A 16,487-nucleotide genomic window follows, 5' to 3' on the forward strand; every position below is an offset into this window, starting at 1 on the left:
TGCCGTCATCAATTTGTCGTGCGATCAAGGGTGACAAAGCTGTAGTCCGGGCCATCCGGATTATTGACTTTCTGGCGGGTCGATTCTTGCCATTGATCGGCAGGCAGCGGATCAAGGAAGGTGTCGCCGTCAATATCGGCATGGACCTCGGTCAGCTCAAAGCGCGTCGTATAGGGCAGGGCAAGATGATAAATCTGCGCACCCCCGGCAATGATAACTTCGTTTACACCATCGGCCCTGGCGATTTCGTCGCCCAGCTTGATGGCACTTTCGACATCGTGACAAACGCGCACGTTCTCATGATCAAATGACCAGTCGGTGTCACGCGTAACAACGATGGTGACACGCTTAGGAAGGGGACGCCCAATGGCTTCAAATGTCACACGTCCCATGATCATCGGCTTGCCAAGGGTCAGCGCCTTAAACCGTTTCAGGTCTTCGGGCAATTCCCACGGCATCCAGCCATCTTTGCCAATCGCACCATTGGCGGCGGTGGCCACCACGGCAACGCGTTCGATCTTTTGATCCGTCATCACACCGCTACCTTGCCGGCAATATGCGGGTGCGGGTCATAACCGACCAGTTCAAAATCATCAAACTTGAAATCAAAGATCGATTTAACATCGGGATTGATCTTCATGGTCGGAAGCGGGCGCGTTTCGCGCGACAGCTGCAATTCAACCTGTTCAAGATGGTTGGTGTAAAGATGCGCGTCCCCCAGCGTATGGACAAAATCGCCAACTTCAAGATCGCATACTTGTGCAATCATCATGGTCAAAAGCGCATAGGACGCGATGTTGAACGGCACGCCAAGGAAGATATCCGCACTGCGCTGATAGAGCTGGCATGAAAGCTTGCCGTCCGCGACATAGAACTGGAACAGGCAATGGCACGGCGGCAGCGCCATGTTTGGCACATCGGCAACATTCCATGCGGAGACAATCAGGCGTCGGGAATCGGGATTGTTTTTGATCTGGTCAATCAGGCCGGTGATCTGGTCAATGGTTTGGCCGTTTGCGCCCTGCCATGACCGCCACTGCCCCCCATAAACCGGGCCAAGATCGCCGTTTTCATCGGCCCATTCGTTCCAGATGCGCACCCCATTGTCTTGCAGGTATTTGACATTGGTATCGCCGTCAAGGAACCACAGTAATTCGTGAACAATGGATTTGAGATGCAGCTTCTTGGTGGTGACCATCGGGAAACCTTTGGAAAGGTCAAACCGCATCTGGTGACCGAAAACCGATATCGTGCCAGTTCCGGTACGGTCTTCCTTGTGCGTGCCAGTGTCGCGCACCATCCGCATCAGATCGAGATATTGCTGCATGCTGTGTCCTGTTCTTCGGAATCGTGTTTGGGGCAGCATAGTCAGGTACAGGCAGCTCGGCAAGCCGTGCAGACACACGTGGATCGGGCGACCGATTTCGCGTTGTTTGCTTAAAAAAAATTGCCAATTCCCCTTGTGTGGCAAGGGGTGAATGACCTATATAGGGGCTGTCGGGGCAACCTGACTATGGCGTTACACGACTTGGCAGAATAGACATTACGGACCCGGGGGCGGTACCCGGCGGCTCCACCAACTTTCAAACTTTGACTTCGTCCGACTCAGGCGAAGATGTTGGGGCCGAAATAGGATCGACGTGTGTAGTAAAAGCCTCTGTTGGCGCTCGGCATGGTACCACCGTTATCGGGCTAATGTTTGTAAATGCAAACGACAACAATGCTCCGGTAGCTGTTGCTGCGTAAGCGGCACTAGCACCAAAGCGAAATTCCGGTTGCCGGGAGCGGTAATTTGGTGGGGGACGGGGCACCTAGCAACAGAACGCCCCACTCTTGTATTTCTTTCCCGCTTCGTTATGAATAGAGTTTAGGGATCAAACCCTGATCGAACACGTTGTGATATGTATACAGCGTGATCTAATGCTATATTATAATGACGGGATGGACCGCACTTCGGCGGTGCGCCCGCCAGATACAGGATTACTGATGCAGAAACCGGAAGAATTTCGTTACGATCTTATGGTCGATCAGGCGCTGCGCGGCGTGGTGAAAGAAATCCTTGCGCGCGTGGCCGAAGAAGGCCTTTTCGGCGAGCATCACTATTACATCACCTTCCAGACCAATCATCCCGGCGTTGCCCTTCCTGAAGGTCAGCGCAAGGCACACCCTGATAACATCACGGTTGTCTTGCAGCATCGTTTCTGGGATCTGAAGTCTGAAGACGATCATTTTTCGGTCGGCATGAGCTTTGATGGCATGCCAACGACTTTGGTTGTTCCGTTTGATGCGATGCTGGCCTTTGTCGACCCGTCCGCCAACTTCATGCTGACCTTTAGCGTCGAAGAAGAAATGGACGATGCGGATTTCGATTATGACGAAGACGATGACCTTGATGCGGACCTGATCGAAGACGATGGTGGCGCACCAACATTGGTCGCCGAACCGTCCAAATCGCGCAAAAAACCGAAACCCGACGCAAGTGAAACGGGCGAAGTCATCGCATTGGATGCGTTTCGTAAAAAATAAGAATTCCAAAAAAGGGGCAGGTTCATTTCTGCTCCTTTTTTCTTTGGCGCCGTTCGGGACATATTTTCCGGTTTGATTTCCCTTAACCGGGATCTGCAGCTGTTAGGCGAATGTATCGTGGAAATTTTTCACGATTGGCGCTATGAAATGGCCAAATAAAAATAGACCTACCGTGTTATTGAGAGAGACGAGAACCTTCCCATGAATGATTTTGTCTATAAACCCATGTTCGATCTGGGTAAGGACACCACCCCGTACCGCAAGATCGGGGATGAGGGTGTTTCGACCGTTGATGTTAATGGCGAGACCTATTTGAAAGTCGAACCCGAAGCGATTGAAAAGCTCACGCTTCAGGCGTTTTTTGATTGCTCGCACCTTTTGCGTCCGGGCCACCTCGCGCAGCTGCGCAAAATCCTTGATGACGATGAAGCCACCCCGAATGATAAATTCGTGGCGATGGATCTTTTGAAAAACGCGTCTATCGCATCCGGTGGTGTTTTGCCGATGTGTCAGGACACCGGTACCGCGATTGTCATGGGCAAACGCGGTGGTAAGGTCATCACGGACGGTTCTGATGAGGAAGCCCTGTCAAAAGGCATCTGGCAGGCCTATCAGAAACACAATCTGCGTTTCTCGCAGGTGTCCCCGCTGAATATGTTCGAAGAAAAGAACACCGGGTCGAACCTTCCGGCACAGATCGACCTTTATGCGACCACAGGCGATGAATATAAATTCATGTTCATGGCCAAGGGCGGCGGTTCAGCCAACAAGACCTTCCTGTTTCAGCAGACAAAGGCACTTTTGAATCCGGAAGGCCTGCGGAAGTTCTTGGACGAGAAAATCCGCACCTTGGGCACGTCAGCCTGTCCGCCGTATCACCTGTCGATTGTGATTGGCGGAACGTCGGCTGAGGCCTGCCTTAAGACCGTGAAAATGGGATCGGCACGCTATTACGATAGCCTTCCGACCGAGGGCGGCGACCATGGTCAGGCCTATCGCGATCTTGAATGGGAACAGAAGGTTCTTGAGATGACCCGCGAGATGGGCATCGGCGCACAGTTTGGCGGCAAGTATTTCTGCCATGATGTGCGCGTGATCCGTCTGCCGCGCCACGGTGCAAGCTGCCCGGTCGGGCTTGGGGTTTCGTGCTCTGCCGACCGTCAGATTTTGGGTAAAATCACCAAGGACGGTATCTTTATCGAGGATCTCGAACATGATCCGGCGAAATATCTTCCGCATGTGACGGACGAACATCTTGAAGACGAAGTGGTCAAGGTTGACCTGAACCGTCCGATGGATGAAATCCGTAAACAGCTTTCGGGCTATTCGGTTAAAACCCGTCTGTCGCTCAGCGGTACCGTGATTGTTGCACGCGACATTGCCCATGCCAAAATCAAGGAACGCCTTGATGCCGGTGAGGAAATGCCAGAATACCTCAAAAACCATCCGGTTTATTATGCCGGTCCGGCCAAAACGCCCGAAGGCATGCCATCCGGATCGTTCGGTCCGACCACGGCGGGGCGCATGGATGCCTATGTCGAACAGTTCCAGGCTGCGGGTGGTTCGTTCGTTATGCTGGCAAAGGGGAACCGTTCCAAGCAGGTTAAAGATGCCTGCAACAAATATGGCGGTTTCTATCTTGGCTCCATCGGTGGTCCGGCGGCCCGGTTGGCACAAGACTGCATTAAAAAGGTCGAGGTTCACGAGTATCCTGAACTGGGTATGGAAGCCGTGTGGAAAATCGAAGTCGAAGATTTCCCGGCCTTCATCGTGATTGACGATAAGGGCAATGATTTCTTTGCCGAGTTTGGTATCTGATTTTTCAGGACTCTTCCCAAATTCAAAGGGCGGTGCAGGGGAAACCTTGTGCCGCCTTTTTTGTGTGCATAGCTGACCCGTGGTCAAAGGGACTTGCGGATATCGGAGGTGCGTGGTCTGATTTGGTCAAAATCAAACCCCTATCGGGAATAGTGATATGTCTGAAATTTCTGCGCTTTCTGCTTCCGGCGCGACAGAAAGCCGTATGGTCGGTGTGACGTCTGCGTTGGCGACGGTGTTTATCTGGGCCGGTTGGCTGATTGCGACACGTTATGCAATGACGTCAAACTTTACTGCCGTTGATATTGGGCTTTTACGCTTTGTCGTGCCTTTTGTCCTGCTTTGCCCGATCTGGATCAGAAAGGGCATCTGGCCAAAGGGATTGTCCTTGATCAATGGGCTGTTGATGTTGATCGGGTCTGGTGCATTTTACACCCTGATGGTTGCCAGTGCATTGAAGTTCGTTCCGGCAAGTCATGTCGGGATTTTGTTGCCCGGTGTGATGGCGATCTGGGCGGTTTTAATCGCGATTGTCCTGTTTGGCGAACGGCCCGGCCGTGTCCGACTTGCCGGATATGGTGCGGTGATTGTCGGGGTTATGTTGCTTGTGGCGCTTAAGCCGGGCGGCGATGCCAGTACTGATATGCTGTATGGCTATGGCCTTGTGTCTGCCGGGGCGTTGATGTGGGCATCCTATACCCATGCGATGCGCCAAAGTGGTCTTGGCGCACTTGAAGCGGCAAGTTTTGTCGGCTTTTGGTCCTTCGTCATTATTGCGGTGATCGCCCTTTTCACCGGCACACATATTCCCGATGCTCCGATAGGCGATGTGATGATGTTGCTTGTTACACAGGGGCTTCTGGCCGGCTGTGTTGCCGTTATTACCTATGGCCTTGCTGTACGTCACATCGGATCGACCGGTGCATCCGCATTTGGGGCCATGACCCCGGCACTCACCGCCCTTGGCGGCGTGTTTCTTCTGGGTGAAGAAAGCAACCTTGCCTTGGTGGCGGCCGTCGCATTGGTGATCTTTGGCGTGATGGTGGCATCTGGCGTGTTTCGCCGGGTGTTGCGGTAATCCGTATTGTCCGGACAGCCAAACAGTTGTGCTGTGGTGATACTTGGCTGCAATTGAAGATTGAATAAATTTTGCTGCATGCGCGAATTGTCCTTTTCGCGTATGCAGTATTACGCTAATGTAACAGTGGATGACGGCAACGGCGCCGTATCTTTCCCATCTTGATCGGCAGGCAACGAGGCTTGCGCAACCTTCTGGTTCTTTCGTTTGAAAGGCCAGCTTGTTTTGCCTCGGAGTTTTGTCATGTTTGCCGGTTTCATCCGTTCCATATCCCCAGAAAATGACCAAGGTCTTTCGCCGCACAAAGATGCGGGACTTGCTGATGTTTTGCGACTTCTACGCAAAGTTGGGGCTGTCGCAGACGAGGCATCCGACCGTGATGGTGCGATCTTGGCAATCCTTACAGCGGTATGTGATTACTGCGCATGGCCGATTGGGCATGCCTATGTACGTGATGGCGATCATTTGTCATCTGCTGGTATCTGGTCGATTGATGGGAACATTTCGACGGCTGATCTTGCTGAATTTCGCACGCAGTCAGAAGAAACGGTATTTGCACTGGGCCAAGGACTTATTGGAACGGTTGCCGTGCGCGGTGAACCTGTTTGCATTGAAGATGTCACGCAAAAGGACGGCTTTCTGCGCGCTGCAAGTGCGGCCCGAAACGGATTGCGCGGCTGTTTTGCCTTGCCGGTGAAACTGGGTGGTCAGACCGTTGCCGTGATCGAGTTTTTCAGCCCAGAGATTGCCAAACTTGATGCCGAACTTCTAGAACTTTTGGGTTTCGTCGGTGGGCAGGTTGCGCGGGTGATAGAGCGCGATGATGTTTTGAAATCGCGCGAAAAACTGGCATCGGACTTTGAAAGTCAGGTGCAGGGCACAGTTGGGATGCTAGGGGCTGCCGTCAGTCAGATGCGCAGTGCGCTTGATGTTCTTGGCAATAGTAACAAAAGAACCGAATTCTGCGGAACGGCAATAGATCAATCCGCAAGCAGTGCGTTGTCCAATATCGAAAATGTCGCCGATCACATGGAAACCTTGCAGGGTGAATTGGCCGAGGTTGGTCGCGACGCCGGGGAAACGGTGAAAACCACCCATGTCATTGGTCAGCAAGCACGCGATATGCGTGATGGTTTTGCCGCCCTGCAGGACCGCGCAGCTGATGCAGAAAAAATGCTGTCGAGCATTGCGGCCATTGCCGCCCAGATCAAAATGCTTGGACTGAATGCTTCCATCGAGGCGGCCCGTGTAGGCGAAGCAGGCAAGGGATTTGCCATTGTCGCCAAAGAGGTCAAGGCGCTAGCCGGGCAATCGGCCACTGCAACAGAGGAAATTGCCCACTGGATGAATGGTATGACGGAGGCCATTTCCAAAGCCGGGGGCGATATTGAACATATCGCCATTGCCATGGACGGCTTACAGCAACGCGCCGAAGCCACCGCTGTTCAGACCGACAAGCAGGCAGAAATCTGCATGTCGGTTGCACGTGATGCCGATGCTGCCGTGGCAGAAGCACGCAAGGTCGACGACAGTGTTGTGGAAATTAACCAAGCCATCCATCACGCGACCACGGTTTCGACCGAGCTTGGTGAGGCTGCGATCAATCTCGAAGGGCAAGGGGCCGAACTTAGTGCGCGGGTCGAAGGGTTTGTTGGCAAGATCCTTGTGATGTGACACTTCATCCGCTGTTTGTGCTGGGTGTTGTTTAGGACAGCGGTACATCTGGGCCGGGGTTGAATTTGGCGGTGCGCCGTGCAATCAACCGCGCAAGCGGTGGGCCAAGTGCAAGCACCATAAAGAAACGTGTGGCTTGCAGGACCAGAATAAATGACAGATCGACATTGGTGCTGGCGGCGATAATCGCCACCGAATCAAGTCCGCCGGGACTGGTTGCCAGATACGCCGTAAGCGGATCGACATCCATAAACACCACCAGCAAGACTGAAATACTTGCACAGAACGCAATCAGGACAGTGATCGACAGCAGGATTTTGGGCAGGGCATATGCCGCATGTCGGATCACTGCAGGCGTGAATTTCAATCCGACAGCCCAGCCAATGGCGGCATAGGCCAATCCAAGAAACCACTCGGGTAGAACGATATCGACCCATCCGTTGATGTGAAGGATGGTCGTTATAATGATCGGAAGCAAAAGCGGACCCGATGGCAGCCGTGAATAGATGCCAGCCACACACAGGCCAACAACCAGTGCAAGGGTAATGGCAAACTGGCCGTAATCAATGGCCGGGAACCAGTCATAGGTGCCTGCTGCGGCGGCGAGTTCCGGATCGACCCAAAGGTTGGCAATCGATGACGCAACTGCAACCACAATCACCACCCGAACATATTGCATGAAGGCAACAAGCCGGGCATCGGCACCAAACGCCTCAGCCATGATCACCATTGCGGAAGCCGCACCGGGGGAGGATCCCCAAATGCCGGCGGTTCCCGGAAGAACCTGACGCACACAGAGTATCCAGCCAAGCAGACTGCTTGCGATCATGGTTAGTGCGGTGACCCCAAGGATTAGCGCCCAGTCATGGGTAAAGGATGTCAGGATACCGATGGACATTGATCCACCAATCATGACGCCCAGGACCGATTGGGCACCAAGATAAATTGGTTTTGGCGTAGCAATAGTCGCACCATTGGTTCCCATAATGATGCCAATGATCATCGGGCCAAGCAGCAAGGCCGCAGGCACATGGAATTCATGTAGAAGAACCGAGAACCCCAGTGAGACCGTTACCATCAACAGCCATTGCAGGCTTTTGGGCAGGCGACCGATGCGTTCGTTCGGGGCAGGTTGGGGCGTTTGAGCAAGATCGGACAGATCAGAATCAGATGACACGGGCAGTCGCCTCATATGGTGGCAAAAGGCAGGTCGTTCGCGTGGTGGCGCGGATGGCATAGGTTATGGCGTTCGTGGGGGAACGGCATAAGCTGCATCTGCGCAGTATAACTCGAAAAAAGTCGAATAATCGAGGGGTTAGCAATCATATCGCAGTTGGAGGCTTGGCCGCCATGAGTGTGGCAGGATAGATCAAAGAAGTTTTTGCCTGCCGTTGATTGGCGATACCACGGTGGTCCTGTTATGTGCCACTATTGGGCGGTGACAGAAATTGTCTGTTCCAGCCAAAACGAAATTACCAGTCTTACAGGATATCTCCCATGAGCCATGAAAACATTCAGGTCATTTTTGATGGTGATGAGAATGCCCCGCTGACCATTGTTTTAGCCCATGGGGCGGGTGCCCCGATGGACAGTCCGTTTATGGATCAGATGGCGGGTGAGTTGGCCGGGCTTGGCTGTCGCATTGCGCGGTTTGAGTTTCCCTATATGGCTAAACGTCGGCTGGATGGCAAAAAGCGGGGACCTGACCGTGCACCAGTTTTATTGGAGTTCTTTGGCGATGTTGTTGATCAATTGGGCGACCCGGACAAGTTGGTGATTGGTGGGAAATCCATGGGGGGACGCATGGCCAGCATGGTGGCAGATGATCTTGGTGTGGCCGGGTTGGTGTGCCTTGGCTATCCGTTTCATCCACCCGGAAAGCCCGAAAATCTGCGGGCCGAACATCTGACCGGTTTAAAAACAGCGACCCTTATTTGTCATGGCACACGTGATCCGTTTGGCACGACCGATGAAATTGCCGCGTATGATTTGGCCGACACCATTGCCCTGCATTGGGTTGCGGATGGTGACCATGATTTCAAGCCACGCAAAAGCTCTGGCCGAACGCAATCACAAAACATCAAAGAGGCTGCCACCGCCATCAACGATTTTGCCCGAGGCCTTGTGACATAACAGCCCGCCAAACCGGCGGGCTGTTATACTGGGTATAGTATCCTCAATTAGGTCACATAATGGTTGATGTGTCCCACTGTGGTGCCGCGTAATCAGGCCAGTGCGGCTTCGGTGGCATCAAGAAAATGCTGGGCATATTCCGGGGCAACCACGCCGTTCTGGCTTGCGATATCAATCCTCACACCATTGGGATCAAGCAGTGCGAAATGTTTCTGCCCCCATGGCTCATTGCGGACTTCAAGGGCGAATTCAAATCCTGCGTCGCGCACTTCATCCGCAGCAACACCTGCGTCTTCGACTTCAAGGCAGATCACGCTGCCTTCGCCGAGGGTTGCCGCATGAAACAGTTCGGGTTGGGTGTCATGGCCGGGTTTCATCAGGCCCAGTTGAACCGATGGGAAGTCTGCCCAGACCAATTGGCAGTACCATTCGCCATCAAACACGGGCGTAAAGCCGAGTTTTTTATAGAAGGCGCGGCTTTGAGTGAATTTCTCGGTGATAATGATCGGATATGAGTTGGTGACTTTCATCGTCATGCTCCTGACGTTGGGGTGAAATCCTGTCCCGATTTCGCAATGTTGCACATACCTCCTGACAGGAGCCTGTCAGGAGCGTTATGATAATTTTTGAGGCAGGATGACAAAGGAGCGATCATGAGAAGGGCCGACCGACTGTTTCGCCTTGTCCAAATCCTGCGCCGCCGCAAATTGTGCCGCGCACGTGATTTGGCCGAGGAACTGGAAGTTTCCGAACGCACGATTTACCGCGATATTCGCGATCTGGCCGCATCAGGTGTCCCGGTGGAGGGCGAAGCCGGTGTTGGATACATTCTGCGCGATGGCTATGACCTGCCGCCGTTGATGTTTGATGCCGATGAGATCGAAGCATTGGTGGTCGCAGCGCGCATGGTGCAAAGCTGGACCGATCCACAAATGGCGCGTGCCGCAGGCGATGCCCTGACCAAGATCGAGGCAGTCTTACCTGAGAAACTGCGTGGGTTGATCGGCGGGGTGCCAATTGCGGTGGCCGAAATTGCACAGGAACCGATTGCGATTTCCATGCCCAATCTTCGCCGTGCCATCCGCGACCGCAGCTTCATTGAAATTGACTATACCGATGCCAAGGGCGATGAAACCAAACGCCGCGTCAGGCCACTTGGTATGCTGTTTTTTGGCAGTACGTGGCTGTTGGCGTGCTGGTGTGAGTTACGTGTCGCATTCCGCGTGTTTCGCGCTGATCGCATTCGAAACATGGATATCTCGACTGAACGCTTTCGTCCGGTCCCAGGTCAGACATTGCGCGACTATCTGATTTCCGAAGGCATCGAAGGTGAAATCCTCAATGGCATCGGTCGATAACGAATTTGTTCTGACAATCGCAGAACTTTTGGCACCGCGGGGCCATATCCGAGCCAACCGAATGTTTGGCTGCTTTGGCCTTTATTGTGATGGGGTGTTCTTTGCGATCATCGCCGATGATGTTTTGTATCTGAAAGGTGATGCGCAAACACGTGCGACATATGACGACATCGGGATGGCACAGTTTACTGTGCCTTCGGGGCGGGCAACGACGTTGTCATATTTTGAAGTGCCCGGCGAATGGATTGAAAATCCCGAGCCGCTGATTGAAATTGCCCATATGGCATTGGGCGCGGCCAACCGGGCCCAAGCGATCAAGGACACCAAAAAGAAAAAGCGCAAACCGGGCAAAGCCAGCCAAATGCATGACAAAAGAAACCGCGCTTAATTTGACCGGCGGCACATTGGTTGGAAATTGTCTGTGTTATTGCCCAGCATATATGTCGAGTTTCTGATTTAGTCTGATGATTGTGTGATCAAGGGATGCAATTAAACAGCTTTTGCGTGTAAGCTTTTCACGACAAAAACAAAAATTGGGTATCCCGAAACGTGGCAACCGGTTCTGTTTGGCACAAAGTTGCCGAAATAATCAGAATTCATACGGACAAACCTGAGCTCATGCGCGCTCAGGTCAAGGCGTTATCACGGCAGATCCCGGTTCTTTATGGCTTGTTGTTGGCCAACGCGGTTGCCCTTGCCTATACCCATTACGGAACAGCCCCCGATTGGTTGACGATCTATGCGGTTCTTGTGCTTGGTGCATGCTGTATTGTGCGTGGCTATGCATGGCTGAAGGCCGGGGTTGACGTCAGTGATATCAATGTTTGCATCGGACATTTGCGCCGTATCCGGGTGATGGCGGTGGTGATTTCGGTGCTGTTTACCGCCTGGGCAATTACAATGTTTGGCTATGGTGATCCCTATCAACAGGGGCACGTTGCCTATTTCATCTCGATCACGGTGGTTGGCTGTATCTTCTGTCTGGTGAATTTCCCGCCTGCAGCCTTGCTGGTTGTGGTGATCGTACTTGGGACCTTCGTGCTTTATTTCGGTTTTAGCGGGAATGAGGTTTATGTCGCGATTGCTGTAAACATGGCCTTGGTCTCGGCCATGATTATTCAGATCATAACCAGTTATTATGCCGCGTTTTCGGGTTTGGTCACGTCGCGCATTGATCTTGAACGTCAGCATAAAACAACGCTTGAACTCTCTGAGCAGAACGAAGCCCTTGCCTTCCTTGATCCGTTGACGGGCCTGTCAAACCGTCGTGCGTTCTTTGCCTATCTTGAAGACGCGGTTGCAACTGCTGCTGCCAAGGCGGATACGTCGGCAGGGCAGCATGATCGATTTGCCGTTGCGATGATTGATCTTGATGGGTTTAAGCCCGTCAATGATGTGCACGGTCATCCCATAGGCGATGAGTTGTTAATGCACGCGGGCGAACGCCTGCGCCACATCCTGAGCGGCGATGCCTTGCTGGCAAGGCTGGGCGGGGATGAATTTGGGATTGTCCTTGGCGAATATAGCGACGCGACCGAGCTGATTGCCCTTGGTAAACAGATTTGTCAGGAACTTAATCGCCCCTATATGCTCAGCAATGTAAGCGTGCAGCTTTCAGCATCTTTGGGGTTTGCGACATATCCTGCGGTGGCACGCACATCAAACGGATTGTTTGAGCGTGCTGATTTTGCGCTGTATCACGCAAAAAAGAACATGCCGGGCGAAGCGGTATTGTTTGCCGCCCACCACGAAACTCTGATCCGTCATGATTCGCAGATAGAGCAAGCTCTGCGTAAGGCCGATTTGTCGCAGGAACTTTCGCTTCATTATCAGCCGGTTTTTGATGTGGAAACCGGGGCTGTCAATTCCATCGAGGCACTTGCACGCTGGGACAGTGCGCTCATGGGGCGGGTGTCGCCGGGGACATTTTTCCCGGTGGCGGAAAAAACCGGACAGGTGGGCATGCTGACTAAAATCCTGTTTGAAAAACTGCTGCGTGAAATGCGCGAATGGCCCGAACATATATCGGTGTCGTTCAACCTGTCGGCCCGTGACATTGTTTTATCCGACACGACGGAATGGCTGATTGAACAGATCAAAGCCAATGGTATTGCCCCGGACCGTTTAACGTTCGAAGTGACCGAAACTGCGTTTCTGCGTGATTTTGCAGCCGCCCGAACCAGCATTCGTTATTTACGCAATCATGGTGCGCGGGTGGCGATGGATGATTTTGGGATCGGCTATTCCAGTTTACGATATGTGCATGAGCTGGAATTTGATTGCCTTAAGGTCGATCGCAGCTTTATCGCGCCACTGGCAAGTACCGAACGCAGCCGGCGGATTGTCAAAACGATCATTGATATGTGCACCAACCTTGAAATTGATTGCGTGATCGAAGGCATCGAAACCCAAAGCCAGCGTGACATCGTGATCGAGCTCGGGGGGCGTTTGGTGCAGGGTTATTTCTTTGCCAAACCAGCCAAGCAACCAGTTTTAAAACGTTTGCCCGCAATGCTCAAAAAACAGTAACGGTGCGTCCTTTGCCCATACGTCGATTGGGTGCGTTATTGCTGGCGTCCGGGCGCTTGGCCCACTTTTGCCGGATGAAAACGGTACTGCACGATCAGTATTGATGCCTCGGTTAACATTCCCGCAACCAGATGACGATAAGCTGCGTCTTGCGAGATCGCAGTCATAAAGCCTTTTTATGCCAAGCGATCACTGATTTTGGCGCAAACAGGGCATTTTTGATGTCATCGCAGACACATATTTCGCAAGAATTTAGTTCGGTCATGACCGGCAAGATTGATCTTGCCCCAGAAATTCGTCTGCGCCTGCGTCAGTTGATTGATAGTTTACCCGATGAACCTGCCCGTCTTCGGGTGTTGGGGCATGTTCTGCTTGATCTTGGTCTTTGTGAATTGGGGCTAAATGCATTTGGCCGCGCCTTGATTCTGGACGACCTTGATGCGGCAACCCACATGGGGCTGACCCGGACCTATATGCAAATCGGGCGACGTGAAACCGCGCTCGAACATCTTGAAATCGCCATCAGCCTGCGTCCGGATTCTCGGGAATTACGCGTTCTGGCAGCCGACCTTTTGGGATGCCGCAATAAAATGCGCGCGCTTGACCAATTAGGGGCCGTTCTTGGCAATGAGCCAGATCACGTCGGTGCGCGAAAAGGATTGGCCAATCTGGTGCGTAAGGTCATCGCGGGACGCCTTCAGTCGGTCAAGGAACAAGGTGTGGCGGCTGTGGCAGAAGTCAGTGTTGAAACCGAGACCGCGACACCGACCACGACCACTGCACCGTATTACTGGTACAATGCCGCTGAACCGTTTGGTGATGTTGTGCAGTCGTCTTTGGGGCGTGCGCGATACGTTTCGTAACCCTTGCGCGATAAGGTTTATCGCGGATTTTTCCAGACTTCATATTTTCGGGTTTTATTGGGTCTCGTCGCGGGCAGTAAAGCCATTTGCTGATTGCAGTGAGACGACCGTAAAATCATCGGAAAGCTGCACAGGGGCCCGGTCCATGAACTGGTCGGCAATTTGGGCGGCCAAATCAACATCACTGCTGCTTTCCATAACGGTTTCATTCACCATTGAAAGCAGCTTTTCTTCGCTGAGGAACTGACCATCATCCAACGTTGTTTCGATCAAGGCGTCGCTGTAAAGCAGCAGGAAGCTGTTTTGGTCAAACGGCACTTCACGGGTTTCGTAGCGCGCGTCACGAATAACGCCCAAAGGAACACCAGACCCATCAAGATAGCGTGCCGCACCGGTTGTACTGTCTCCCAGTACCGGGGATGTACAGGCTGCACTGGCGTAGGAAAATGTTTTCTGACTTCGATCAATAATCCCGTAGAGCATCGTGGCATATTGCCTGATTGGCAGAAGCCCCTTGAGATGCCGGTTAAGATTGCTGAGATACGCACCGGGATCAGGATCGCGTATCTGGTCTGACCATATCAGGGAGTGCAGTCGAAACGTATTTAACGCTGCCCCCAATCCATGCCCCGCAAAATCAACGATATAGACCCCAAGCCGCTGCGCATCAATTGGCACAAGACCCCACATGTCCCCGCCAAGCTCCGATGACATCTGGAAGGTCGCACTGATCCGCATGCCATAATCAAACCCGGTCCCGCGATATTGTTCGGGGGCAGGGTTAAGGTTTTCTTGCATGTCACGCGCAAGGTCGAGTTCAGATTGTGTCCGTTCACGATAGGCGCGAAGCTGTTTGACGAGAAGCCGGTTTTCCAGATGGATTTTGGTCCGCGCGATCAGCTCAGCCTTATTGAGCGGCTTAAGGATAAGATCCGTCGCCCCGTCATCGAAAATCCTTGTGCGACCTTCATTTTCTTCGAGTGCAGTCTGGGCAATGATTGGCGTTTCGGCAAATTGGGGATCGGCGCGCAGGGCTTTGCAAACCTCATAACCATCAAGTTTCGGCATGATGATGTCGAGAATTATAAGATCCGGGTTATGGGCTTTGGCCTGGGCCAGGGCATCTTCACCGTCCTTGGCAAACACAAGGTTCGTAAAGCCGTCCGACCGCAGGTAAGACGCGATGATTTCACGTGATAGCATCGTGTCGTCGGCAATCAGGATGGTTGCATTTTGCGGGGTGCGCAGCGCGGCATCGATACTACCCTGTGCGTCAAATTCGCGGATAAATGCTGGATCGGCCGAAAGGACGTCAGATTCGATCTGATCAAAGGTCAGTTTGATGGTTCGGCCACCGCGTGCAAATGTCACCGAGTGGCACAGGCTTTTAATCAGAGGAAGGCCACGGCCAAAAGTGGATTCCTGACCCGGCATTGTGGTCTCGTCCGTTTCCTTGCGCGGGGTAAAGCCAGCACCCTGATCGTTGATCGATATTACGATGTGGCCGTTCTTGCGTTTTTTCGCCGTCAATACGATGGCGCGGTCACCATATGTCGTCGATGCAAGTCGCTTTTTGGTTTCATCGCCAAGCTCGTTAAAGCGGTCCATCGACAGGCGGCCACTGGTTGTAAGCGCAAGGTTCCCGTGGATCAGGGAATTGGCAAATGCTTCCTGAACAGCCATTTCAACAGCCGGCGCAGTTGCCTCTTTTATCAGGCCGCGGTGGCGCAACGCGGTAACGAATTTTCGCGCAACCGGCAGGTGATAGGCACTGCGCGTTGAAAGACAAACAAGCAGATGATGTTTGGATTTAGGGTCGCTTCCAATGATCGGGCATAGATCGCCAAGATCCATTCCGTCAAAGCATTCAATAAAGTTGTCGGAATTTAACCGGGTCAGGCTTCCAAGCCATTCGCGACCGGGATCACTTGGCAGCAGGCAGCAGGAAAACCGTGCAGAGTTTGAAAGGTCTTCTGGGCTGTTGCCGATAACATGTTCAAAGGGTATCGGATCGGACCTGTCCCAAATATTTACCCCCGTCAGCAGGCTTTCAACATCATCAGATGAAAGCGACTGCGGAACGGCGACAGTAAGGGGGGAGTGGTCGTCGATATCCGACTCCATGAATTAGTCTTCCAGTTTGAAAAGCGTGTCAAAGCGGGCCACTTCAAGCATCCGTTTGACCTGTCCCTGTGCTCCGCGAAGAATGACGGTCGCACGCGCCTTTTCGCCTTCGTCACGCGCCAGCAATAGCATACCCAAACCGGCAGAATCGATGAACTCAATGCCCGTGACATCAAGCACGTGCGTCTCGGACTGATGGGCACGCATTTCTTCGATCAGTTTGCGAAAATTGGAATGATCCCCAAATGTGAATCTACCCGTCAGTTCGACGGTCGTTGTCTTGTCGGTTTGTTCGGTGTTGTAGTTCAACCCGTGATACTCCTGAACGCCGATAATCTCGTTAAAACTATGCTTTTCTTAATCTTACTCTGATTTTGTATGGTT

The 16,487-nt window shown here is 52.8% G+C and carries 15 protein-coding genes and 1 other RNA gene; 10 read left to right on the forward strand and 6 right to left on the reverse strand.

The window, feature by feature from the left end:
- Positions 1 to 8: 8 nt before the first annotated feature.
- Together COO92_RS17265 and COO92_RS17270 are read right to left on the reverse strand one after the other, a co-directional pair.
- On the reverse strand, positions 9 to 533 hold the full coding sequence (locus COO92_RS17265; protein WP_101304169.1) for a dihydrofolate reductase: 525 nt from the start codon (positions 531 to 533) through the stop codon (positions 9 to 11).
- The gene (locus tag COO92_RS17270; RefSeq protein WP_101304171.1) at positions 533 to 1,327 is read right to left on the reverse strand and encodes a thymidylate synthase; all 795 of its coding nucleotides are present in this window, start codon (positions 1,325 to 1,327) and stop codon (positions 533 to 535) included. The genes COO92_RS17265 and COO92_RS17270 overlap by 1 nt, the downstream gene beginning before the upstream one ends.
- 129 nt (positions 1,328 to 1,456) lie before the next feature.
- On the opposite strand from COO92_RS17270, the gene ssrA reads away from it, so the two are divergent.
- From ssrA to COO92_RS17295, 5 genes are all read left to right on the forward strand, one after another.
- Positions 1,457 to 1,832, forward strand: a transfer-messenger RNA (tmRNA) gene (gene ssrA, locus COO92_RS17275).
- A 154-nt stretch (positions 1,833 to 1,986) separates the two neighbouring features.
- Positions 1,987 to 2,526, forward strand: a complete 540-nt coding sequence (locus tag COO92_RS17280; protein WP_101304173.1) for an SspB family protein — start codon at positions 1,987 to 1,989, stop codon at positions 2,524 to 2,526.
- Between the two features lie 201 nt (positions 2,527 to 2,727).
- A complete protein-coding gene (locus COO92_RS17285; RefSeq protein ID WP_101304175.1) occupies positions 2,728 to 4,344 on the forward strand; it encodes a fumarate hydratase in 1,617 nt (538 codons plus the stop codon).
- Between the two features lie 157 nt (positions 4,345 to 4,501).
- On the forward strand, positions 4,502 to 5,422 hold the full coding sequence (locus COO92_RS17290) for a DMT family transporter (protein ID WP_101304177.1): 921 nt from the start codon (positions 4,502 to 4,504) through the stop codon (positions 5,420 to 5,422).
- Between the two features lie 243 nt (positions 5,423 to 5,665).
- Positions 5,666 to 7,096 carry a methyl-accepting chemotaxis protein gene (locus COO92_RS17295; RefSeq protein ID WP_101304179.1) on the forward strand — a complete coding sequence of 477 codons (1,431 nt, stop codon included), beginning with the start codon at positions 5,666 to 5,668 and terminating at the stop codon, positions 7,094 to 7,096.
- Between the two features lie 31 nt (positions 7,097 to 7,127).
- On the opposite strand, the gene COO92_RS17300 is transcribed toward COO92_RS17295, so the two are convergent.
- The gene (locus COO92_RS17300) at positions 7,128 to 8,273 is read right to left on the reverse strand and encodes an AbrB family transcriptional regulator (protein ID WP_240626491.1); all 1,146 of its coding nucleotides are present in this window, start codon (positions 8,271 to 8,273) and stop codon (positions 7,128 to 7,130) included.
- A gap of 320 nt (positions 8,274 to 8,593) precedes the next feature.
- On the opposite strand from COO92_RS17300, the gene COO92_RS17305 reads away from it, so the two are divergent.
- Positions 8,594 to 9,229, forward strand: coding sequence for an alpha/beta family hydrolase (locus COO92_RS17305; protein WP_101304183.1), 636 nt, complete (start codon positions 8,594 to 8,596; stop codon positions 9,227 to 9,229).
- A gap of 92 nt (positions 9,230 to 9,321) precedes the next feature.
- Here COO92_RS17305 and COO92_RS17310 read toward each other — a convergent pair whose 3' ends face one another.
- Complete coding sequence (locus COO92_RS17310) at positions 9,322 to 9,759, reverse strand: VOC family protein (RefSeq protein WP_101304185.1); 438 nt, start codon at positions 9,757 to 9,759, stop codon at positions 9,322 to 9,324.
- Positions 9,760 to 9,882: 123 nt separating this feature from the next.
- On the opposite strand from COO92_RS17310, the gene COO92_RS17315 reads away from it, so the two are divergent.
- The 4 genes from COO92_RS17315 (at position 9,883) to COO92_RS17330 (ending at position 13,979) form a co-directional block, all read left to right on the forward strand.
- Entirely contained in the window at positions 9,883 to 10,587 is a 705-nt protein-coding gene (locus COO92_RS17315; protein ID WP_101304187.1) for a helix-turn-helix transcriptional regulator, read from the forward strand.
- Complete coding sequence (locus tag COO92_RS17320) at positions 10,571 to 10,975, forward strand: TfoX/Sxy family protein (protein WP_101304188.1); 405 nt, start codon at positions 10,571 to 10,573, stop codon at positions 10,973 to 10,975. The genes COO92_RS17315 and COO92_RS17320 overlap by 17 nt, the downstream gene beginning before the upstream one ends.
- Positions 10,976 to 11,205: 230 nt before the next feature.
- A complete protein-coding gene (locus tag COO92_RS17325) occupies positions 11,206 to 13,116 on the forward strand; it encodes a putative bifunctional diguanylate cyclase/phosphodiesterase (protein WP_240626492.1) in 1,911 nt (636 codons plus the stop codon).
- Between the two features lie 221 nt (positions 13,117 to 13,337).
- Entirely contained in the window at positions 13,338 to 13,979 is a 642-nt protein-coding gene (locus COO92_RS17330) for a tetratricopeptide repeat protein (RefSeq protein ID WP_206186426.1), read from the forward strand.
- A 54-nt stretch (positions 13,980 to 14,033) separates the two neighbouring features.
- On the opposite strand, the gene COO92_RS17335 is transcribed toward COO92_RS17330, so the two are convergent.
- Both COO92_RS17335 and COO92_RS17340 read right to left on the reverse strand, forming a co-directional pair.
- Entirely contained in the window at positions 14,034 to 16,103 is a 2,070-nt protein-coding gene (locus COO92_RS17335; protein ID WP_101304192.1) for a SpoIIE family protein phosphatase, read from the reverse strand.
- Between the two features lie 3 nt (positions 16,104 to 16,106).
- On the reverse strand, positions 16,107 to 16,412 hold the full coding sequence (locus COO92_RS17340) for an STAS domain-containing protein (RefSeq protein WP_022733280.1): 306 nt from the start codon (positions 16,410 to 16,412) through the stop codon (positions 16,107 to 16,109).
- Positions 16,413 to 16,487 lie beyond the last annotated feature (75 nt).

Origin of the sequence: Thalassospira lohafexi (assembly GCF_002844275.1) — a bacterium.
GTDB classification, from domain to species: Bacteria; Pseudomonadota; Alphaproteobacteria; order Rhodospirillales; family Thalassospiraceae; genus Thalassospira; species Thalassospira lohafexi.